The organism is Helicobacter hepaticus ATCC 51449, assembly GCF_000007905.1.
Classification (GTDB): domain Bacteria; phylum Campylobacterota; class Campylobacteria; order Campylobacterales; family Helicobacteraceae; genus Helicobacter_C; species Helicobacter_C hepaticus.
The window spans coordinates 817900-840294 of the sequence record NC_004917.1; the positions used below are offsets into that span (position 1 = coordinate 817900).

Consider the following 22395-nt stretch of genomic DNA (forward strand, 5'->3'; position numbering starts at 1 on the left):
CTTTTAGCGCTTTTTAGGCATATCTTGCGTGGAATATTTTTGTATAGCCTGACGTGCGTGTTCTGCAGCAGTATGAGCTGCTTTTATTAATATTCCACGCATACCGCTCTCCTCTAACACTGCTAAGCCTCTAATAGTTGTTCCACCCGGACTTGATATAGCATATTTAAGCTCATTTGGGCTTTTATGGGCTAACTCTGTAGCAAATCCTACAAAAGTTTGCTTTACTAATGCTATACTTTGTTGTTCGTTTAATCCTTCTAAAATACCCGCATCAATGAGAGATTCAGCAATAAGTGCCAAAAAAGCTATGCTACTACCGCTTGCAGCAATACTAGATTCTATAAGTGCTTCACTATCTACTTGCACGGCTACACCAAAAGATTCTATAAATGGGCGTATTTCATTATGAAGCACCTGTGCAGAATCTTTGGTATCTAACATATGATAATAAAAAGCTGTGGCTGAAAGCTTACTATGAGCAGCAATATTTGGCATAAGTCGCACGATAGAAGACGCACTAAGATGCTTTTGTATCATCGCTATACTTGTGCCTGCTAATACACTATATACACTATTTGCTTGTCCTTTAAAAACAAAACTCTCCAAACCAGCGGGCTTAGTGCATAACAAAATATCCTTGCCTTCTATATCAATTATACTTTTGTTTGATGAGGAAGATTCTACTTTAGCCTCATATACAGAGGCATCAAGGGCACATTGTGTGATAAAATCATAAGCTTTATGAGCATACCTACCTGTAATAATAAGATGATAACGCTGTGTAACAAAACTATTATTGGCAAGAATAGCTTTAGCCATATTGCCATAGCCCACAACAATAAGGGTTTTTTTCATTATTTTTTTTGGCTATCTCTTACAGGTGCAGCTTGCTCACCTTTTTGCGCCTCTTCTTTGTCATAATATTTACCAATGGGCTCATTTAAGCTGTATAAAGGATACTGCGTGCTATCTAACACTACTTGAGCCATTGTAAGATTATCAAAATTAAATATCAAAGGGGCAAGAAAATTAATTGTAGAATTTTCAATAGGCTGTTGAATTACCATAATATTGGCAATAAGAAGATTCTTTGCATCACTTAAATCAAGTAAAATTTTAATACTTGCAGGCACATCAAATTCATATTCCCGTAATAAAAATGGATTGACAAGCGTAAAATGGGGCACTTCACCCTCAGCATTATAAAGCTTCATAAACAAATCATCAATTTTTTCAAGCTTCATCTTCGCTACACTCTCAAAACCTAGAATCGGTGATTTGACTTCAAAAATCATAATTTCTTGCTCCAAAATTTTAGGCTCATTCACATTTAATAAGTGAATTATAACACAAATCCACACTTTTTATGCTAAATAGTAAAATGTAATTGTGTATAATACATTTTTATTTTCAAAATTTAAAGGTTTTTAATGAAAATATATACTTTAATGTGTCTTTTGTTTGCATATTTTATGTTTTTTGGCTGTGCAAAAAAAGAGATTGAATACAATAAATCAGCAACTTATTGGTATGAATCTATTATCAAAGAGATTAACTTTGGTAATCTTGAAGGTGCTGATGGTTATTTTTCATCTTTGCAAAGTGAGCATATTAATTCTCCACTTATTCCAGAAGCAATGCTTATACTTGGACAAGCTCATATGGAAAAAGATGAATACCTCCTTGCAGCCTTTTATTTTGACGAATATCTTAAACGCTACTCTTCTCTTGAGAATCAAGACTATGTGCGTTATTTGAAGATTCTTACTAACTTTTATGGATTTAAAAATTACAGCAAAGACCAAGAATTTATTACCCAAAGCATTGAAGATACAAAATCTTTTTTACAAATGTATCCCCATAGTCGTTATGCACCTTATGTAGAATACATTGACCTCAAATTCCAACTCGGACAAATTGAGCTTAATCGCTCTATCGCTCGTGTATATCAAAAACAAGGCAAGACACAAGCCCAAGAAGAATACTTAAGTCGCAATGATGAAGAGCTTTTTACAAATCTTAAACCCAAACCCTCACATATCCCGTGGTATGTAAGAATCTTTAATTGGTAGGAGAAAGAATGAATACTTTAAATAATGAATTTCCCATACTTATGCCCTTAATTGTTGAAGATGAACTTTTTATTTATCCCTTTATGATTGCGCCACTTTTTATTAACGATGAAAATAATATCAAAGCTGCAGATAAAGCTATAAAAGGTAATAGCCTTGTATTTATTAGCTCTATACGCAATGATGATAAGCAAACATTTTACGATGTTGGCGTAATTGGTTCAATTATGCGCAAAGTCGCTCTCCCTGATGGACGTGTTAAATTGCTTTTTAAAGGCTTATATCGTGGCAAAATACTTCAAATCATTCAAACCCCTAAAGAACCTATACAAGTAGAAGTAGATTTAATTGCCTATAAAGAATATGAAAATGATAAAATGAACGCTCTTTTGCAAGTGCTGCGCGAAAAAGTCCGTCATCTTGCAAATCTAGATGGGCATTTTCCACCTGATTTACTCAAAAGTATAGAGGAAAATCACGAACCAAATCGCATTGTGGATTTAATCGCTTCAGCTATGCGCCTCTCTACGCAACAAGCCTATACACTTTTTGCAAAAGATGATGTTGAAGAACGAGTATTAGGCTTGATTGAATATATTATTGAAGAAATAGAAGCTCAAAAGCTCCAAAAAGAGATTAAAAACAAAGTCCATAATAAAATGGAACAAGTCAATAAAGAGTATTTTCTCAAAGAACAATTAAAGCAAATTCAAAAAGAGCTTGGAACAGATAACACTCGCGATGAAGAAATGGAACAATACACCCAAAAGCTCAATAGCCTCAAACCTTATATGAGCGAAAACGCTTTCAAAGAAGTGCAAAAACAAATCAAGCGTCTCTCTCGTATGCACCAAGATAGCGGTGATGCAAATATTTTGCAAAATTATGTTGAATGGGTGCTTGAGATTCCATTTGGGCAATATGCTAATCAAAAACTTTCTATTGAAAATGTCGCTAAACAGCTTGATATAGACCATTATTCGTTGCAAAAGCCAAAAGAACGCATTGTAGAATATTTCGCGGTAAAAGAGCTAATGGCACAACGCACACAAAATACGCAAGGAGTGACCTCTAAGCCAAAACGAGGCAAAAAATCTAAGACAGAAAACACAGATAAATATGAAAAAGGCACTATTTTATGTTTCTATGGACCGCCGGGTGTAGGAAAAACAAGCCTTGCAAACTCTATTGCAAAAGCTATTAAGCGTGAGCTTGTGCGCATTGCACTTGGAGGGCTAGAAGATGTCAATGAGTTACGAGGACATCGTCGCACTTATATTGGAGCAATGCCCGGACGCATCACACAAGGACTTATTGAAGCAAAAGAAATGAATCCCGTCATTGTGCTTGATGAAATTGATAAAGTTGGTAGAAGTTATAGGGGCGACCCTACAAGTGTGTTGCTTGAGATTCTAGACCCAGAGCAAAACCACGCTTTTAGGGATTATTACACAAATTTTGATATTGACCTCTCACAAGTTATTTTTATTGCCACTGCAAATGATATTTCTACTATTCCCGCACCATTGCGCGATAGAATGGAATTTATTGCCGTATCTTCCTACACGCCGCAGGAAAAATTTGAAATCGCCAAAAAATATTTGATTCCCCAAGAATTAAAAAAACACGGCTTAAAACCCGAAGAGCTCAAAATTTCTACACCTACGCTTAAACTTATTATTGAAAAATACACGCGCGAAGCAGGAGTGCGCAATCTACGTCATAAAATCGCACAAATTATGCGCAAAGTTGCAACTATTATTTTAAAAGGTGAAAAATCTATCACCCTCACACCACAGAATCTAGGGCAATTTCTTGATAAAATTGTGTTTGAAATTTCACCTACAGATAAAAAAAATATGGTTGGCATTGTCAATGGGTTAGCTTGGACAAGTGTAGGCGGCGATGTGCTTAAGATTGAAGCAGTGAAAATTAAAGGCAAAGGCATACTTACGCTTACAGGGAGTTTAGGCGATGTAATGAAAGAATCTGCACACATCGCACACTCCGTGGTAAAAGTCTTGCTTGATAAAAAAATATTAAAACACAGCGCAAAAGCGCCCATTTATCAGCATTATGATATTCATCTTCACGTCCCAGAAGGTGCAACACCAAAAGATGGACCAAGTGCGGGTATTGCTATGGCGTGCGTTATTGCTTCAATCCTTACAGATTCTAAAATTGATACAAGTGTGGCGATGACAGGCGAACTCACATTAAGAGGCAATGTTCTACCTATCGGTGGTTTGCGCGAGAAACTCATTGCTGCGCATAAAGCTGGCATTAAAACTGCACTTATTCCACAAAAAAATTATGAACGCGATTTAAAAGATATTCCCCAAGAAGTGCTTAAAAAGCTTAAAATCATTGGCGTGAGTGATATTAAAGAAGTGCTTGATATGGCTCTTGTGAAATAAGATATTTTGAGGTAATTTTGCCCAAATGCACTCGATTTTCTACTTATTCTACTTTGATGTCAAGTTTATGGAGTAGATTCTTTAAGCACTTTAAATTATAATTTAAATGCCATTTTTGTGCTGCCCTATGACTCTCTTGCTTGTATTTATCAATATCTGTAATTTTAAGTTTTAAAAGCATTTGTGCAATATCGTAGCTTTGAAAACCTTGTGTTATAGCACCGCAACTATGTGTTTGCACAAAATTTCTCACATCATAAAGCGGTGTAGAGACGATTGCTAATCGTGCTTGGAGGTATTCAAAAAGCTTATTTGGCATACAATGAGCGAGATTAAAGGTAGTAGGCTTAAAAGGAATAATTCCTATATCATATTGTGTGCTTTTTGGGATAATCTCCTCTAGGCAAACAGGCGGCACAATTTCAAGTGATGGAATCTCATAAGCATTAGTGCAAAAAGATTCTAAAAAACCCTTTTGGTTACTCAAAACCATAGCACAAAGTGTATAAGGCGTATTAATAAGCAAACGTGCTAACTCTAAAAGCTCCATAGAGCTTCTATCAGGGCTTATAAATCCGTGATACAAAATCTTGATTTCTTGCTTTAAAGTGGGCTTAGGCTTATAATCAAAAAATGGTGGCAGGGAATAAAAAAGCTCGCAAGTAATGCCAAAATCACTTTTATACCGCTCACACAACCCCTCACTCACGCTTATTGCCATATCTACATAAGGCAAATATGTTTCACACAAATATGCAAAAAATCGCCCTAATCCTTGTAGCCATTTTTCATCATTTTCATATTCAAGCGGATAAAACTCACGCAAATCAATGAGAATCTTACAAGTTTTATGTGTATTTTTATATGCGCACGCAAAAGGAAGAAGTGTAATATCTTCTACAATTAATACATCTTGAGGTGGCAGAGAATCTAAAAGATTAGGAATACACTTGCGATTTGGTGTAAAAATAAGCGATTCAAAATTGCCACTTTGACAATGAGATAAAATAGCATCATTTTCTTGTTGAGTGCGCTCTTTGCTTGATTTATCATTGCCAAAACAAAAAAGGTGAGATTCTATGCCTAAAGCATTAAATTCGCGTGTATCACAGGCTTTAGAAATAACGCTAAGACTTAGTTTAGCTCCCTCTTGCTTTATCTTATCTAAAAGTTGTAACATACGGCTTGAGCGGGGTTTTTTCGTGATATTATGATCGCAAAGCAAACTTATATATTTCATTTTTTTCCTTTTTTAGAATCTTAAAAGCTATTTTACCCTTTAGGAAATCTTTTTAGCAACTCTAAAAAATAGAGAATCTTTACTATACAAGATTCTATAAAACTTTAAGGAAAATATTTAGTTTGAATGTCAATTCTTTCTTAATCCTCAATACCAACTCGGGAGTGTTTCAAGGCTTAAAGCATCATCAAACATATAAGCTGTGTTTACAATTTTTGATACCTGCCAAGATTCTAAAGAGGCATTAAAAAAATAGGCATTTTCAAAACAGCTTATAAAGTCCTCGACTTGTGAGACATTCCACTTTTCTATCCCGCTAAAATCCCTCCTACAAGAGCGGCAAAATAAATATTTCATACTTGTTACCTTGCTTGCATCAAGCTGACTTAATGGAATCTCCTCTATTCTGGCAAACATTTTCAAGGTCTCATTATCTACTTCAATGACTTCTCCCCTCTTGATAGAATCTAAGCTACTCATAAATCTTTGCAAAGCTTTAAAATACGCTAACGCTTCTTCATCCTCTTTAAATATACTCCCATAGGCATTGCCCTTTGTAGTTAATATAATGTATTCCTCAATCTTTTTTTGCAAAAAGCTCTCAAAGTCCTCTCCTTTGTCGTTTTTCCTGCCCTTATGCAGTCCAAGAAAGAGGGCATATTCTAAAACTTCATAAGTTGTATCCTCAAACATCGCAAAGACAAAAGGCACGATTCTTTGAGTTTTTGGCTGTGTATGTACAGAGTCAGTATCTAGCAAGTCTACCCCATCCTTGCCTAAAAAAGCGAGATTTATTCCACCTTGTGGTGCTAATCCTGAAAAGCTAGAATCTAGCACTTCTATATCAAAGAGCTTATTTCTTAAGGCATAAATAAAGGCTTGCTGGGATTCCCTACCGCTTCGTCTGCAACGCTCTATCCCGTCATAAAACGTAATGCCTGTGGAGTAGATTGCATCCACACTAAAACCCTGCGCAATAAGTAACTCCCACATTATCCTTAGCATTTCATCTTTTTTGCACTTAAAGCCCAAAGCATCAGCAAAATGCACTTCAATATTAAACATATTATCCCAATCATATCTTAAGTGATTGAGATGTTTTCGCGTAAAGGCTATACCATTTTTCACTAGCACTGCAGCAATATCGCTCCTACCCGCACTGATAGCATATTTTAAAAAGTCTAGTCTGCTTTGCTGCATACCTAACACGACACTTTTGTCTTTGGCATTGTCAATGAGAAATTCCACAAGCTCCAAAGGCAGGAAAGTTGATACTTCTATGTCTTGGCTATAAGATTCTCCTCTAATCTCTATCCTTGCACTCCAGCTATCATCTTTTAAGCAGGTTTTAAAGACTTTGTATAAATCTTTATCGCTGATTTTCCTGCCTTTTTTTGCAATAAGGATATTTTGTAGTGCTTCTAGTGCTTTTTGGTAAATCCCCACATAGTAAGCTATCTCTCTATCACTCTCTGCGTCCTCGATAAAGGCACAAATTGACTTAATGTCTGTAAGTTCCATATTATTCCTCCTATGACAAATCCTTTGTGTCCGCGCATTATATCGTTTTTTTTTTTTTTGTAAATGCAAGATTGTATATTCAATCATAATAAATTGTATTAGCTCAAAGTGTTAAATTCATCATTTAATCTTTTTAGATATTCATTTTTTGCACTTCAATATCTTGATTTTTAGAATCTGCTGCTTGAAGCGGAGTAAAGAATTGATATATCACATAAATAACAAAAAAATAAGAGAAGAAAATTTGCATTATTTTCCTTGATTTTTTTATAAAAAATTGCTAGATTCTAAGCTTTAAATACCAAATTCACGCTTAAATGCGCACAAAGGATTTTCAATGATAGCTCAAAATATTACCGAACTCATTGGCAACACTCCGATTTTACAACTTCAGCAATTTGCTCCAAATCTTTATGGCAAATGCGAGTTTTTAAACCCAAGCCATTCTGTTAAAGACCGCCCCGCATATGCAATGATAGATGAGGCTCTAAAGACAGGCAAAATCACAAAAGATACAACTATTGTAGAATGCACAAGCGGCAATATGGGCATATCTCTCGCTATGATTTGTGCTTCTCTTGGATTAAAAATCATCATCACTATGCCAGAATCTATGAGCATAGAAAGACGCAAGATGATAGCTTTGTTTGGTGCGAATCTTGTGCTTACTCCTGCAAGTGAGGGTATGCAAGGTGCGCTCAATAAGGCTCAAGAAATTTTAGATTCCACACCAAACTCATTTATGCCAAGTCAATTTGATAATCTCGCTAACAAAGAAATGCACAAACGCACTACTGCACTAGAGATTTATAAAAGCTTTGAGGGAAGTTTGGATTATTTTGTGGCAGGATTTGGCACAGGTGGGACAATTAGCGGTGTAGGCGAAGTGCTTAAAGAGAAGATTCCATCTATTAAAATTATTGGTGTAGAGCCTGCTGCTTCACCACTGCTTAGCAAAGGACAAGCGGGACCACATAAGATTCAAGGCATTGGCGCGAACTTTATCCCTAAAATCCTTAATCGCGATGTGATAGATTCTATTGAAGTTGTAGAAAATGAAGTCGCTATTAAAATGGCTCAAAATTTAGGCAAAATCGGCGTAATGGTTGGAATTTCTAGTGGCGCAAATGTCGCAGCTGCACTTGAAATTGCCAAAAACAATCCAAATAAAAAAGTGCTTACTATGCTTAATGACACAGCAGAGCGATACCTTTCAACGGATTTATTTAATACGCTTTAAACCTTGAATGCTACTAAAAGCGGTGGATAATGAGACTTTGGCAATGCTTCCTTGATACAAGCAAAGTAACAAGAGTTTGAAAACCGCATTCTCACTCTCATATCTCCGTCTTTAAAACCGCGCCATTTGCGGCGTTGCTCACAAGCAAAGAGTATCTTTTAAGCCATTTGCTTTTTATCTCTTTTTTTATAGGCTTCCATTGCGTGCGGCGAGATTCTATAATCTTAGAATCCACAAGCAATTCCAATGTGCCTTTTGAAACTGAAATTGCGATTTTGTCTCCGTCCTCAATGAGCGCGATTAATCCTCCTTCTGCTGCTTCTGGGCTAATATGCCCGATACAGCCTCCCCTTGTCGCACCACTAAAGCGCCCATCGGTAATGAGTGCGACAGATTCACCAAGTCCCATTCCCATAATGAGGCTTGTGGGAGTGAGCATTTCTTGCATTCCCGGTCCCCCTTTGGGTCCCTCATAGCGGATTACTACAACATTCCCCGCTTTTACCTTGCCTCCCGCAATGCCTTTAATCGCTTCCTCTTGCGAATTAAAGCACACCGCACTTCCCTCAAATTCTTTCATAGATTCTGCCACTGCGGCGACCTTGAGCACCGCTCCTTCACGCGCTAAATTACCATAAAGAATCTTTAGCCCACCTACCGGCGAATACGCGTTTTCATTGTGTCGGATAACGCTAGAATCTACAATCTGTGCGTTTGCAATGCGTTCTCCCAAAGTCTCGCCTGTAATTGTGAGTGCGTCTAAATAGAGAATAGAATCTGCGGAATGACTGCCCAAAGACGCATTTCTTTTTGCAACTTCATTCATTACTGCCGACACGCCCCCTGCGCGATTGATGTCTTCCATATGGATTGTGCTTAATGCTGGAGCAATTTTAGCGATATGCGCTACTTGAGAGGCAATGGCATTGATAGAATCTAAGTTGAAATCCACCTCCGCCTCTTTAGCAATAGCTAACATATGCAAGATTGTGTTTGTGCTACCACCCATTGCCATATCCACGACAAAGGCATTATGCACAGCCTTTTTATTGAGGATATTGCGGAATCTAAACTGCTCGGTTTTACGCTCATCTAGGGCAATTTCTACAATTCTACGCGCAGCTTTGCGTAAAAGCTCCTCACGCTCCTTGCTTAAGGCTAAAATCGTGCCATTTCCCGGCAGCGCAACCCCCATTGCCTCACAAAGCGTATTCATAGAGTTTGCAGTAAACATTCCACTACAGCTCCCACCGCCCGGACACGCATTGCATTCTATCTCGTGTAGCCTTTTTTCGCTAATCTTGCCCTCTGCGAATGCTCCCACCGCTTCAAAAGCAGAATTTAAATCCAAAATTGTGCCGTCCTCTAGCTTCCCGGCTTTCATTGGACCACCACTCACAAAGATAGTTGGCACATTCACGCGCAACGCACCCATAAGCATTCCGGGCACGATTTTATCGCAATTTGGGATACAAATCATCGCATCTAGCGAGTGCGCGTTCATCATTGTTTCAATAGAATCTGCAATCAGCTCACGACTAGGCAAAGAGTAGAGCATACCGCTATGCCCCATTGCGATGCCATCATCTACGCCAATGGTATTAAATTCAAAAGGCACGCCCCCAGCAGCGCGAATCTCCTCTTTGATAATCTGCGCATAGCGGTTTAAGAAAAAATGCCCGGGAATAATGTCAATATAACTATTTGCAATGCCGATAAAGGGTTTATTAAAATCTTCATCTTTTAGCCCTGTGGCACGCAATAAACTTCTATGAGGGGCTCTTTGATAGCCCTTTTTCACAATGTCGCTTCGCATAAATCTCCTTTAGAGTTTTCTAAAATGCCATTATAAGTGAAATCTTTGAAAATATCATAAATCAATAAGGAATCAAAGGTTTATGCAAATTCCTTTACCAAGCTTGGCTTATTTGCACTCATAAAGTGAAATTTATTATGCACACTTTTAAGTTCCATAAACAAAGAATGAGAAATCTCTAGCCCTACCTTATTTTCCTCATCTTTGCCTTTATTATGAGCTTTTTCTAGTTTTTGCACCCATTCATTTGGTATATATACACCCGGAAGCTTATCGCGCAAAAAAAGTGCCGTTTTGTAGCTTAAAACAGGAAAAAATCCAAGCACAAGTGCGCTTTTGATATTACATTCACTCTTAATCTCTTCAAGGCTTTGAAGTAAAAATTCCGCTGCATTAAGAGAATAAACAGGCTGTGTAAAAAGAGCGTGAATCTCGCAACTGCTTAATTTTTTACGCATTTTATTTTTTAGCGATAAAGGATTATTCGCATACGCATTTATCACTTGAAAATTATAGATTCTTTTAATGTTTTCTTTAAGAGACTTGCCATTGAGTGCTCTGCCACAATTTAACTCATCAATGATATGTCCGAGTTTAAGAGAATTATCCTCAAACACACCCTTTGATTGTAAGCAATCTCCATTTTTAATGCTATCGCCTGTGAGTGTCAAAAAAGTGCGCAATCCTAACTCATTAACACTTAAAATATCGCCACATAAAGCGATAGAGTTCCTATCTCTCATTGAAATTGTGCAAATAACAGGCTTTTGGAGTGCATTTTGAAACTTAAGAGAACTTAAGATTGATGAAGGTTTAAAACGAGCTAAAGGCGAATCTGTGCAAACAAAAGCATGAGCAAGTTTAAGTGTTTTTAAATCTTCTAGTAAATTCTCATCAAACCTACCACTTATACTTGGAGCAATCTCTACACTCAAAAAAGGCTCTGTAGAGTGAAGTTGCTCTATGAGGGATTCTATGTCATACATATCTATTTACCATTATCATAGAATCTATTTCACACTTATAAAGCTGCTCGCACACTCTTAACAGCTTCTACAATGTTTTTCAAACTTGGCTTTACTTCTTCCCATTTGCGCGTTTTAAGCCCACAATCTGGATTAATCCATAGCTGCTCTTTAGGCAATACTTCAAGCAAAGCCTTAATTTGCACATTAAGTTCCTCCACACTTGGGATTCTAGGACTATGTATATCATATACACCCGGTCCTACTTCGTGTGTATAACCCACTTGTTTAAAGACTTTTAATAGCTCATTGCCACTTCTTGCTGTTTCAATGCTTATCACATCAGCATCAAGGGCTTCAATGGTTTTAATAATATCATTAAACTCACTATAACACATATGGGTATGAATCTGGGTTTGAGGAAGTGCTACTGCGGTAGAAATCTTAAAGCACTCTAATGCCCAAGTCTCATACGCTTTGATATTTTCGCTACGCAATGGATACCCCTCTTTGAAAGCAGCTTCATCAACTTGAATGATTTTAATTCCACCCTTTTGCAAATCATCAATTTCATCAGCAATAGCTAGAGATATTTGCCTACACACCGCACTTCTCTCTAAGTCATCTCGCACAAAACTCCAATTTAAAATTGTAACAGGACCTGTGAGCATTCCTTTCATCACCTTTTGTGTAAGGCTTTGCGCAAATTTACTCCACTCTAATGTCATAGGCTTTGGACGAGCCACATCACCAAAAATAATCGGTGGTTTTACACAGCGACTGCCATAGCTTTGCACCCACGCATTTTGACTAAACACAAATCCTTCTAATTGCTCGCCAAAATACTCCACCATATCATTTCGCTCCGGCTCTCCGTGCACAAGCACATCAATGCCAATTTCTTCTTGGAACTTCACACAATCTCTAATATAAGTTTTTATACCCTCTTCATATTGCGCCTTATTTATCTCGCCTTTTTTGTAATTAAGACGCAATGCTCTAAGTTCAGGCGTTTGGGGAAAAGAACCAATTGTAGTTGTCGGTAGGATAGGAAAATTAAACTGCTCTTTTTGAAGCTTAATGCGCTGCGCAAATGGCACACTTCTTTGATTTTGTGTGTGATTTTGGACACGCTCTCTCACAGCCTTGTTATTTGTTTTATCTGAATTTTTACGCGTAGCATTTATATTTTTATTTTCTTGTAAAAAACCTTGAATTTGATTATCCACACGCCCTTTAAATACGCTCTCCAACACACTGATTTCTTGAATTTTTTCCTGCGCAAAACTAAACCAAGAGAGAATTTGAGAATCTATTTTTTCTTCACCCTCTTTACTAAAAGGCACGTGCAAAAGTGAGCAAGAGCTGCTTACCACGATGCGATCTTTGGGGATAAATGTCGCTATATGCTCTAAAAGAGCAAGTTTGGATTCTATATCTGCCACCCAAATATTGCGTCCATCTATTACCCCAGCGTAGAGCACCTTATTGCTTTTACCAATAAGTTCTAAAGATTGCTTATTTTTTTCTCCATAAATAAAATCTAATCCAATGCCATAAATATCTGTTTGGAGTAAAATCTCACTTAGCTCATTGCTATGCTCAAAAAATGTGCTTACAATGGCTTTGATACCTTTTTTGCTTATTTCATTATAAACACACTCTAGCACAGACCTATCATAAACGCAATGCAAAGATTCAAAAAGCTCTTTATTATCCTTAAATCCAAGTGCAAAAATAGGCTCACTAAATTCTACCACTACATCACTGCCAAGCGCTGAAATCTCATCTATTAAATCCATATATGCGTTTTTTAACTTATTAAATATCGCCGCTGCATCACCTTTAACAATCTTACTCAAACCAAAAAAGGTAAAAAGTCCAATAAGTGAAATTTTAGGCTGATAACCTAAAGCTAAAGCCTCATTATATTGTGCTTTAATATTTTCTATATTTGCTTTGTAATCATCATCATCGCTTAATTCTGGCACTACATAATGATAGTTAGTATTAAACCATTTTGTCATTTCACAAGCCACACCCTTTTGATGTCCTCTCGCCATTGCAAAATAGCCCTCTAATCCCTCCAAATCCTTAAATCTATATGGTTTGGCATTGAGTGCATAAGCTAAATCTAATACATTATCATAGAGACTAAAATCATTGACACATACATAATCAAGTCCTTTTTGTATTTCCCAATGCTTTGCTCTTAAACTTTTTGCTACAGATTCTAATTCTTGACTACTACACTTTCCACTCCAAAAGCTCTCTAGTGCTTTTTTTAACTCTCTATTTTTCCCAATACGTGGAAACCCTAAAATGCTGCTCATAATATCTCCTTTGAAATAAATTTCCATATTTTCGCATAAAATTTATAAATACAATATGTAATTTTATTTTTTTGTTGAGATTTTTAGAGAATCTAGTGCGCCAAAACTGCTCAAAGCCCTTGATATAAGCATTTTACAAAAGATACAAAAAGTAACAAATACAATATGTAATTTTATTTTTTTGTTGAAAAATGAATGAAATTCTATATTTTACCTATCACTTATCCCACAAGCGAAATCCTACACCTATGCGTTCGCTGCGCATTTTATACTCAAACATATTATCCCCATATCCATTTATATATTGAATATAAATCCCTATATTATCACTCGCACGCAGTGTATAGCCCAACTCAAAATAAGGATAATACCTCCGCGCGATAGGCGGACGCATATATAATTCAAGCAAATTACGATTACTCTTATAATACAATCCTATATCATTATACCCACGATAAAGGGCTAAATCAGGATTATCTGCCATAAAACCATCAAGATGTTTGCCTATATACACCCACGCACCTAGCTTAATACCAAATACACTTTGTGGTGCTATGTCATACTCCCATCGCATATTGAGCAAAATACGATTCTGTGTGCGTGAGCGCAATGCTCTCTCACCATTTGAAATATGATTGTATCCAAGAGAAATATTCTTAAAAGAACCGCCCAAAAAGCTTATAGGACGCTCATAGCTATAAAATAATTCAGGTTGATAATCCACATCTCTAAAAGGACGAGAATCTGCTTGATTATAACTTTGAAACCACGCTGTTTGTGTATAAGCAAAGTAAAAATATCCATAGGGCGAGAAAAGCTCATTAAACACAGCAAGTTTAAAACTAAATTGAAATTTGATTTCTGTATCTTTATTTTTGTATGCACTTTGGCTAGGAGTAGGCTCACTCAAGCTATGATAAAAAGGCAAAATATATACTGCATTGTGTGGGTAGAGCAAAAGATAAGGTTTTTTATTTTCTTTTTCTTGTGAGTGAGTTATAAGATTATTGGGCAATGAATCTGCAAATGCACTGCTTAATCCCACAGATAAATATAGCATACACCATTTATTCATAATTATTTCCCTCCTCTAAATATGGATAGATTCTCTAAATCGTGTGATAAAGCGTGAATAATTTTATAGTAAAATACCCAAAAATTACATTAATTCTAAAAGGAGAGGCAATGTGCGGTATTGTAGGCTATATTGGTCGAGATGAAAAAAAAGAGATTCTTTTAAATGGCTTAAAGGAGCTAGAATATCGTGGTTACGATAGTGCAGGAATTGCGGTATTAAGCGAAAATGAATTGCAAACTTTTCGCTCTGTTGGAAAATTAAGCAATTTAGAATCTAAATGCAAAAATTTTAGCTCCACAGATTTTGGCGTGAGTATCGGGCATACGCGTTGGGCTACGCACGGCAAACCTACCGAAGCAAATGCCCACCCTCATATCGCCGCTTTTAGCAATGTTGTGCATAATGGCATTATTGAAAATTATCAAGAAATTAAACACGCTTTGGAACAAAAAGGACATACTTTTCTCTCGCAAACTGATACCGAAGTGATTGTGCATTTATTTGAGGAATATACACAAACTTTTACAGATTCTCTCCAAGCCTTTAAAGCGACTATTGCTGAGCTCAAAGGTGCTTTTGCCATTTTGCTTATTACCAAAAAAGCACCCGATTGTATCTTTTATGCCAAAAATGGCTCACCGCTTATCATTGGCAAAAGCGCGACAAAGCAAGATGAAATTTATTTTGCAAGCTCTGATGCGCCACTCATAGGACTTGTAGAGAGTGTAGTATATTTGCAAGATGGCGATATAGGCGTGATGAAACTTGGCGCATTTGACACGCTCAAAGGTGCAAAAAAACTAAATAGCACCAAAGGCTACGCACAAAAAGAAGGGTATCGCTACTTTATGGAGAAAGAAATCTATGAGCAACACAAAGTTCTCCTTGAAACTATGATGGGACGCGTGAGTGAGGGAGATATTATCCTCAATGAAATAGAATCTCACTTTTTTAATGATATACAAAGTATTAGCATTTGTGCGTGTGGGACAAGCTATCACGCGGGATTAAGCGCAAAATACCTCTTTGAACGTTTGGCAAAAATAAAAACAAATGTGCTCATTGCAAGCGAATTTCGCTATTCTCAACCTGTGATGAATAAAAATGAGCTTTTTATTGTCATCTCCCAAAGTGGTGAAACTGCCGATACACTTGAAGCCCTCAAGCTTGCAAAAAAAAATGGCTTAAAAAGCCTCGCTATTTGCAATGTAGATAATAGCTCTATTGTGCGTGAAGCCGATGTCTCGCTCCTCACTCGTGCAGGAATTGAAAAAGGCGTGGCAAGCACAAAAGCATTTGCAACGCAAATGATGTTGCTGTGGATTCTAAGCGTGTATATAGGCAAAATACGCGGACATATCGCACAAAAAGAGCTAGAAACTCATATCGCACAAATGGTAGCTTCGGCAAAAAAAACTTATATAGAATCCGATATGCACGAACACATTAAACGTCTATCAAAGCGATATTTACACGGACACGGATTTTTCTTTATCGGGCGAGATGTGTTTTATCCTCTCGCACTTGAGGGTGCGCTTAAGCTCAAAGAGATTAGCTATCTTCACGCTGAAGGCTACCCAAGCGGAGAAATGAAGCACGGACCTATTGCACTAGCAGATTCTGAGCTTTTTACCCTTGCTCTTATGCCTACACATTTACTTTTTGATAAAATTAAAAGCAATGTAGAAGAGCTAAGTGCGCGTGATGCAACTATTTGTGCAGTAAGTGCGCAACCCATTAAAGGCGTTGATGATATGATTCTTATCTCACCTTGCCAAAGCTATATGGAGGAGTTTTTTGCGATGATGGTAGTGCTTCAACTTTTTGCACTTGAAGTAGCAATCAGATTAGGAAATGATGTAGATATGCCACGTAATCTCGCCAAAAGTGTTACGGTTGAATAATTGCCTTATTATCCTTAATCTCTAGCACTTTAACCTTATCTCCCTCTTGCAAGTTATAAGAAGGCTGCTGGCTATTCTCTTTGCTCTCTTGCTCATACGCCCACAAAGTGCCTTTAAAATACACCATTCCTTGTTGTATTTCGCCTATGCCACCCTCTAGTAAGCTATCTTCATATACTTGTGAGTGGCTAAACCACGATTTTATGGGTTTTCTTAGTGCTACAAGTGAGAGGAGCGAAAAAAGACAAATACTCACAGCCTGCCACACAAAAGCATTTCCAAAGTGATGAAAACCAATAAAAAATTCAATAGCTGATGTTATACAAAATCCTATGCCCACAAATAAAAGAAAAAACGAGCCAAAAAATATTTCAGCTATTATCACAGCAATACCTACACCTAGCAATATTAAAGCTGACATTATTTTCTCCTTATGTGTGTGAGCCTATTTAGCAGTTTTTGCACCTAAAAAGTCCCCAATCACACTTAAACCACCGATAAATTCACTTGTCTCATAGGGAATAATGACTTTATCTTTGCTGGGATTCTTTGAAAGCTCATTAAAAGCACTTATACGCTCTTTTGTAAGCAAAAACTCCGCAGCTTGTGCATTTTTTGCCATTTGAGCGGCAATAAGTTCCATCGCATCGCTTTGTCCTTGTGCCAATGCAATTTGCTCATATTTTTTCGCATCTGCCATTCTCTCAATCGCTTCAGCTTGAAGCACTTTTTCTTGTTTTAAGGCTTCAGCATTGCGAATAAGCGCTTCTTTTTCTGCTTGAGCTTTAAGCTCAATGGCTCTTTTTTCCCTCTCTGCTTTCATTTGTAGATTCATAGCCGCCTCAATATCTCTTGGCACAGATATTTCACTAATCTCAACACGCATAATTTTCACACCCCAATTATTCGCTGCATCGCCTAATGCAACCTGCAAAGCAGCATTTAATCTATCACGAGATGAGAGAGAATCATCAAGATTAATGCGCCCTATTTCACCCCTAAGTGTTGTGGTGGCAAGATTTGCAATCGCATTTTTATAATCATTTACGCTATATACGGCAGATTTTGCATCAAATACCTTTAAAAACACGATTCCATCAATATTGATATTCACATTATCTTTGGTAATCACTTGCTGTCGCCCAATATCTATGATTTGCTCCCTTGCACTCACTACTGCACTCACTCTATCAATCACAGGAATAATAAAATGAAAGCCTCCATCAAGCACTCTATGGAATCTCCCTAATCGCTCCACAATCGCAATATCTGTTTGTGGAATAATTTTTATCCCTACAAATAACACCGCTACACATAAAACTAATACAACCAATGCAAAACCAAGCATAAAGCCTCCTTTAACTCTACGAAATGCAAAATTATAACATTATTTATCACAAAGTTTATGGGTATCTATAAGTTTAAAGGGAAAGAATACACAATAATATGGTGAATTTAACACTTTGAGTTAATACAATTTATTATGATTGAATATACAATCTTGCATTTACAAAAAAAAAAAAAACGATATAATGCGCGGACACAAAGGATTTGTCATAGGAGGAAAGAATAATGGAAAATAAAAAGGAGAGTAAAGAACTTACACCTCAAGAAAAACGCAATAAAGAATTATATGATGTGCTTTCTAGCTGTCTGGACGCACCAAAAGAGGAATTAGAATCTTTAAAAGCAAAAGCCCTTGCACTTATTGAAAAAGGTGCGGTGATAGATAAAGAAAAAATCAGCGAGCTAGAAGCTTATGTCAGCGATTTAGAGCAGGAGTATTGGGACGATAGAGCAGTGTATGCAGGACGCAGTGTCAAAGACAGCGAGGAATATAAGCTTTTGCAAGTTTTAAAAAAGTTTCACAAAGCAAAAGACAAGGCAAAGGCATTTGATTCACTCTTTATGCCTGTTACAAAATCTAAGGGTGTAACTCATCAGCCACAAAATAAGGCAGAGCTTAAAAAACTCGTAAAAGATAAAAAGATTTACTTAGGTGATATTGATGTAACTTGCGTAAAAGACTTTACAAATTTATTTGAAAACAGCAGGAGAAAGGATTTTAGTGGGATAGAAACTTGGGATGTAAGCCACGTTACTACAACGAGAAGATGTTTTTGCGGTGCAAAGCATTTCAATGAAAATATAGAATCTTGGAATGTCTCAAAGGTAAAAAATATGTGCCAAATGTTTATGGATGCAGAGAATTTTAATCAGCCCTTAAACAAATGGAATACTTCAAGTGTTACGAATATGAGCGAAATGTTTGCTTACGCCACTAGCTTTAATCAACCCCTTGATAAATGGAATGTCTCAAATGTGGATAATATAGAATATATGTTTTATGGGGCAAAATCTTTCAATCAAAATCTTAATACTTGGAAGCTGCCTAAAGTGAATTGGAATCATTATAGGTTGTATCAAGTGGGTAAGATTTTTCTAGATTCTGCTTTAGATGAAAATCCACCAAAGTGGTTTGTAGCCGCTATGGATAGCAAAAAATGCAATGGCAAGTATCAGCCAAAGATAGACAGAGATATTTGGTATCTCCTCAAAGATAAAAAGGTCGCTTTTAGCGATATAGATGTGAGCTTGATGACAAGTATGTTTCAGCTTTTTGATGACACTTATGTTCCAAGTGTCGCAGCAAGCATAAAAGACTTTAGCGGGATAGAGACTTGGGATGTAAGCAATGTTACGGATATGAGCGGTATGTTTCGTAATGCAAAAAATTTTAATATCGACATAAGCGGCTGGAATGTCTCTAATGTAAAAAGTATGTCTATGATGTTTTATGGGGCAGAAAACTTCAATCAAAATCTTGATAAATGGCAGGTGAGAAGCGATTGCAATGTGAAGTATATGTTTGAGGGAACACCTTTAGAAGAGAATCCGCCCAAGTGGTATAAGAAAATAGCAGATAAGAACTAAGTAAATCCCTTTGCAAAAAGTGGGTTTAGCCCATCAAAGGAAAAATACGCGTTTTATTATGGCAAATGATATGAGAATCTGCCAATGTCATTTACTCCTAATCTTTAGAATTTTCCTAATAATTGAGCGCATTCCTTAGCATAATATTCCTTACTGCAAAGCCTTTGTAGCAATGTCTTTTGCAAGATTTAAAGCCTGTGAGATTTTGTCTATATCTTTACCTCCAGCAGTGGCAAAGTCATCTCTGCCCCCGCCATTGCCTCCTAATTCTTGCGCGACTTGTTTTACCCAAGCTCCTGCTTTAAGAGGTGCATTTTTTACCCCTGCTACAATGCTTATTTTATTATTAGATTCACTAAGAAGCAAAATGGCTACACTTTCATTTTCGTTTTTGCTTCTATCAATAATTTCTTTTGCCTCATTTGCACTTACAGAATCAAGTTTGAGCACAATCAGCCTCACACCATTTATCTCCTCATAATCGAGGCTTTTTACACTTTGTTTTGCTTTGTTTGCTTTCTCTTTTGCCTCATTTAACTGCATTTTTATTTTTTCAATACCCTGCAAAACATCTTGTGCTTTTAAAGATTCTCTTGCCCTACTTAGTTCAAGCAAAGCATTCTTGCCATAATGATATGCCGCATTCCCACACACTGCTTCAATGCGGCGCACACCACTACTTACACCAGATTCTTTTACAATATAAAAACTGCCGATTTCAGCAGTGTTATTCACGTGAATCCCACCGCATAACTCAATAGAGTCTCCAAAGCTCACTACGCGCACCCTCTCTCCATATTTTTCACCAAAAAGTGCCATTGCACCTTTTGCTTTTGCCTGTTGCATATCCATATTCTCGCATAATTGCGCATTTGATTGTAAAATCTGCTCATTGACAAGATTTTCAATGTGTGTAATCTCCTCATTTGTCAAAGCCTTTGGGTGAGAGAAATCAAAGCGCAAACGATGCGGCTGCACAAGACTTCCTGCTTGAGCGATATGTGAGCCCAAAATCGTGCGCAATGCCAAATGCAGCAAGTGCGTAGCCGAGTGATGTTTGGCGATTTCAAATCGTATAGAATCTACCTCTGCAAAGACTTCTTGCCCTACTTTTAAAGCACTTAAAGCTTCTATTTGAGAGAGATTTAATCCAAAAAATTTCTGCGTATCAAGCACTTGTGCAAACTTCTGTGCTTGTGCAGATTGCAAAATCCTATTTGTAGAATATAATGCGCCCTTATCGCCCACAGGACCGCCAGATTCAGGATAAAAAGGTGTTTTATCAAGCATTACCCAACCTTGAGAGCTAGGGCTTAGAGTATCCACCATTTTAAATTGAGAATCAAGCAAGGCTTTAATCTTGCAAGTTTCTTTATTGCTTTCATAGCCCACAAATTTATTTTCCCCAAATTTACTCAAAAGGGCATTAAAATCACCCTCTTTCAAAGCATCACCACTCCCTTTCCAACTCGCTTTAGAGCGACTTTTTTGCTCATTCATACATTGCTCAAAAGCTTGCATATCTACTTGTATATGCCTTTCTCGCAACATATCTTGGGTTAAATCAAGTGGAAAACCATAGGTATCATAAAGCTTAAATGCTACCTCTCCGCTAAAGAGAATCTCTTGTTTTTGCGTTTGAACTGCACTTTGGAGTTTCTCTAGTTCTGTGCTAAAGAGTGTCATTCCTGATTCTATGGTTTCAAAAAATCTCTCCTCTTCATTTTTACATTGCTCTTTAATCGCTCTCTTGCGCTCTTGCAAATAGCTATAATGCACGCCCATAGATTCGCATACCACTTCTACAACTTGCCACAAAAATGGCTTTTTTAGTCCCAATAAATAGCCGTGTCGCACTGCTCGGCGCAAGATTCTGCGCAACACATAGCCGCGTCCTTCTTTGTCAAAATTCACGCCTTGAGCAAGCAAAAATGCTACGCTTCTAGCGTGGTCTGCAATTACACGAAAGGAGGCTTGAATATTCTTAATTTTAATCATCTCTGCTTCTTGCAAATCAAGTCTATCAAAAATTTCATCATCACCAAAATATGTTTTATTTGTAAGTTTTTGAAGACATTGCATTAAAGGTGCAAAAAGGCTTGTATCAAAATTATTTATCTTGCCCTCTTTAAGTGCTATCACGCGTTCTAGCCCCATTCCTGTATCAATACTAGGCTTTGGCAAAAGTGTTCTCACACCACCTTTTTGCTCAAACTGCATAAACACAAGATTCCATATTTCTAAGAATCTATCTCCCTCGCCGCCAAAATAATCCTCATCACTCTGAAAATATTTCTCGCCTTGATCCACATAAATTTCACTACAAGGTCCGCAAGGTCCGCTATCACCCATTTGCCAAAAATTATCCTTATCGCCCATTCTTTTAATGCGACTTGGCTCAATGTGTTCGCACCACAGCTCGTAAGCTTCATCATCGCTCTCGTGGATTGTTACATATAACACATCTTTACTAAAGCCCAAAACTTGCGTTACAAACTCCCACGCATAAGCGATTGCTTCTTTTTTAAAATAATCACCAAAACTAAAATTACCCAACATTTCAAAAAGTGTATGATGACGCGCAGTATAGCCGACATTTTCTAAGTCATTATGTTTCCCACCTGCTCGGATACACAGCTGTGAGCTTGTAGCTCGTGGCGGAGCAGGAATTGGAATCTTGCCTGTAAAAATATCTTTAAACTGCACCATACCTGCATTTGTAAAAAGCAAACTCGCATCATCTGGCACAAGTGGCATAGAATCATAAACCTTGTGAGATTTAGAGGCAAAAAAATCAAGATATTGCTTTCTAATATCATATTGCGCCATAAAAATCCTTTGTTGAATAAATTAATGGGTAATTATAGCCAAA

Annotated in this window: 16 protein-coding genes; 5 read left to right on the plus strand and 11 right to left on the minus strand. The window is 37.2% G+C overall.

Annotated features, from left to right (window positions below; translation table 11 throughout):
- Positions 1 to 3 precede the first annotated feature (3 nt).
- A complete protein-coding gene (locus HH_RS04130) occupies positions 4 to 858 on the minus strand; it encodes a pyrroline-5-carboxylate reductase (RefSeq protein ID WP_011115682.1) in 855 nt (284 codons plus the stop codon).
- Positions 858 to 1298, minus strand: coding sequence for a flagellar assembly protein FliW (gene fliW / locus HH_RS04135; protein ID WP_011115683.1), 441 nt, complete (start codon positions 1296 to 1298; stop codon positions 858 to 860). Before fliW ends, HH_RS04130 begins: the two co-directional genes overlap by 1 nt.
- A 135-nt stretch (positions 1299 to 1433) precedes the next feature.
- On the opposite strand from fliW, the gene HH_RS04140 reads away from it, so the two are divergent.
- Complete coding sequence (locus tag HH_RS04140; protein WP_011115684.1) at positions 1434 to 2075, plus strand: outer membrane protein assembly factor BamD; 642 nt, start codon at positions 1434 to 1436, stop codon at positions 2073 to 2075.
- An 8-nt stretch (positions 2076 to 2083) separates the two neighbouring features.
- A complete protein-coding gene (lon, locus tag HH_RS04145; RefSeq protein ID WP_011115685.1) occupies positions 2084 to 4492 on the plus strand; it encodes an endopeptidase La in 2409 nt (802 codons plus the stop codon).
- 43 nt (positions 4493 to 4535) lie between these two features.
- Here lon and HH_RS04150 read toward each other — a convergent pair whose 3' ends face one another.
- Positions 4536 to 5732 carry a hypothetical protein gene (locus HH_RS04150; protein ID WP_011115686.1) on the minus strand — a complete coding sequence of 399 codons (1197 nt, stop codon included), beginning with the start codon at positions 5730 to 5732 and terminating at the stop codon, positions 4536 to 4538.
- 147 nt (positions 5733 to 5879) lie between these two features.
- A complete protein-coding gene (locus HH_RS04155; RefSeq protein WP_011115687.1) occupies positions 5880 to 7253 on the minus strand; it encodes a BspA family leucine-rich repeat surface protein in 1374 nt (457 codons plus the stop codon).
- A 337-nt stretch (positions 7254 to 7590) separates the two neighbouring features.
- On the opposite strand from HH_RS04155, the gene cysK reads away from it, so the two are divergent.
- Positions 7591 to 8493 (plus strand): cysteine synthase A, encoded by a 903-nt coding sequence (gene cysK, locus HH_RS04160; RefSeq protein ID WP_011115689.1) that lies wholly within the window; start codon positions 7591 to 7593, stop codon positions 8491 to 8493.
- Between the two features lie 97 nt (positions 8494 to 8590).
- Here the strand turns inward: cysK and ilvD are convergent, their stop codons facing one another.
- From ilvD to HH_RS04180, 4 genes are all read right to left on the minus strand, one after another.
- Positions 8591 to 10309, minus strand: coding sequence for a dihydroxy-acid dehydratase (gene ilvD, locus HH_RS04165; RefSeq protein WP_011115690.1), 1719 nt, complete (start codon positions 10307 to 10309; stop codon positions 8591 to 8593).
- Positions 10310 to 10389: 80 nt separating this feature from the next.
- Complete coding sequence (locus HH_RS04170) at positions 10390 to 11295, minus strand: methylenetetrahydrofolate reductase (RefSeq protein WP_011115691.1); 906 nt, start codon at positions 11293 to 11295, stop codon at positions 10390 to 10392.
- Positions 11296 to 11330: 35 nt separating this feature from the next.
- Positions 11331 to 13607, minus strand: coding sequence for a 5-methyltetrahydropteroyltriglutamate--homocysteine S-methyltransferase (gene metE, locus HH_RS04175; RefSeq protein ID WP_011115692.1), 2277 nt, complete (start codon positions 13605 to 13607; stop codon positions 11331 to 11333).
- 217 nt (positions 13608 to 13824) lie between these two features.
- Positions 13825 to 14682: a phospholipase A gene (locus HH_RS04180; RefSeq protein WP_011115693.1), complete on the minus strand. Its 858-nt coding sequence runs from the start codon at positions 14680 to 14682 to the stop codon at positions 13825 to 13827.
- Between the two features lie 110 nt (positions 14683 to 14792).
- On the opposite strand from HH_RS04180, the gene glmS reads away from it, so the two are divergent.
- Positions 14793 to 16589: a glutamine--fructose-6-phosphate transaminase (isomerizing) gene (gene glmS / locus HH_RS04185; protein WP_034367879.1), complete on the plus strand. Its 1797-nt coding sequence runs from the start codon at positions 14793 to 14795 to the stop codon at positions 16587 to 16589.
- Here the strand turns inward: glmS and HH_RS04190 are convergent.
- A complete protein-coding gene (locus HH_RS04190) occupies positions 16576 to 17010 on the minus strand; it encodes an NfeD family protein (RefSeq protein ID WP_034367881.1) in 435 nt (144 codons plus the stop codon). The genes glmS and HH_RS04190 overlap by 14 nt on opposite strands.
- Positions 17011 to 17034: 24 nt before the next feature.
- Positions 17035 to 17937, minus strand: coding sequence for an SPFH domain-containing protein (locus HH_RS04195; RefSeq protein ID WP_011115696.1), 903 nt, complete (start codon positions 17935 to 17937; stop codon positions 17035 to 17037).
- Between the two features lie 224 nt (positions 17938 to 18161).
- Here HH_RS04195 and HH_RS09175 point away from each other — a divergent pair, with 224 nt between their 5' ends.
- Positions 18162 to 19523, plus strand: coding sequence for a BspA family leucine-rich repeat surface protein (locus tag HH_RS09175; protein ID WP_011115697.1), 1362 nt, complete (start codon positions 18162 to 18164; stop codon positions 19521 to 19523).
- A 150-nt stretch (positions 19524 to 19673) separates the two neighbouring features.
- On the opposite strand, the gene alaS is transcribed toward HH_RS09175, so the two are convergent.
- A complete protein-coding gene (gene alaS, locus HH_RS04205) occupies positions 19674 to 22352 on the minus strand; it encodes an alanine--tRNA ligase (protein ID WP_011115699.1) in 2679 nt (892 codons plus the stop codon).
- Between the last annotated feature and the right edge of the window lie 43 nt (positions 22353 to 22395).

Coding starts and splice junctions, on each gene's coding strand:
- HH_RS04130 (WP_011115682.1), bottom strand. CDS start 858: ATGAAAAAAACCCTTATTGTTGTGGGCTATGGCAATATGGCTAAAGCT.
- fliW (WP_011115683.1), bottom strand. CDS start 1,298: ATGATTTTTGAAGTCAAATCACCGATTCTAGGTTTTGAGAGTGTAGCG.
- HH_RS04140 (WP_011115684.1), top strand. CDS start 1,434: ATGAAAATATATACTTTAATGTGTCTTTTGTTTGCATATTTTATGTTT.
- lon (WP_011115685.1), top strand. CDS start 2,084: ATGAATACTTTAAATAATGAATTTCCCATACTTATGCCCTTAATTGTT.
- HH_RS04150 (WP_011115686.1), bottom strand. CDS start 5,732: ATGAAATATATAAGTTTGCTTTGCGATCATAATATCACGAAAAAACCC.
- HH_RS04155 (WP_011115687.1), bottom strand. CDS start 7,253: ATGGAACTTACAGACATTAAGTCAATTTGTGCCTTTATCGAGGACGCA.
- cysK (WP_011115689.1), top strand. CDS start 7,591: ATGATAGCTCAAAATATTACCGAACTCATTGGCAACACTCCGATTTTA.
- ilvD (WP_011115690.1), bottom strand. CDS start 10,309: ATGCGAAGCGACATTGTGAAAAAGGGCTATCAAAGAGCCCCTCATAGA.
- HH_RS04170 (WP_011115691.1), bottom strand. CDS start 11,295: ATGTATGACATAGAATCCCTCATAGAGCAACTTCACTCTACAGAGCCT.
- metE (WP_011115692.1), bottom strand. CDS start 13,607: ATGAGCAGCATTTTAGGGTTTCCACGTATTGGGAAAAATAGAGAGTTA.
- HH_RS04180 (WP_011115693.1), bottom strand. CDS start 14,682: ATGAATAAATGGTGTATGCTATATTTATCTGTGGGATTAAGCAGTGCA.
- glmS (WP_034367879.1), top strand. CDS start 14,793: ATGTGCGGTATTGTAGGCTATATTGGTCGAGATGAAAAAAAAGAGATT.
- HH_RS04190 (WP_034367881.1), bottom strand. CDS start 17,010: ATGTCAGCTTTAATATTGCTAGGTGTAGGTATTGCTGTGATAATAGCT.
- HH_RS04195 (WP_011115696.1), bottom strand. CDS start 17,937: ATGCTTGGTTTTGCATTGGTTGTATTAGTTTTATGTGTAGCGGTGTTA.
- HH_RS09175 (WP_011115697.1), top strand. CDS start 18,162: ATGGAAAATAAAAAGGAGAGTAAAGAACTTACACCTCAAGAAAAACGC.
- alaS (WP_011115699.1), bottom strand. CDS start 22,352: ATGGCGCAATATGATATTAGAAAGCAATATCTTGATTTTTTTGCCTCT.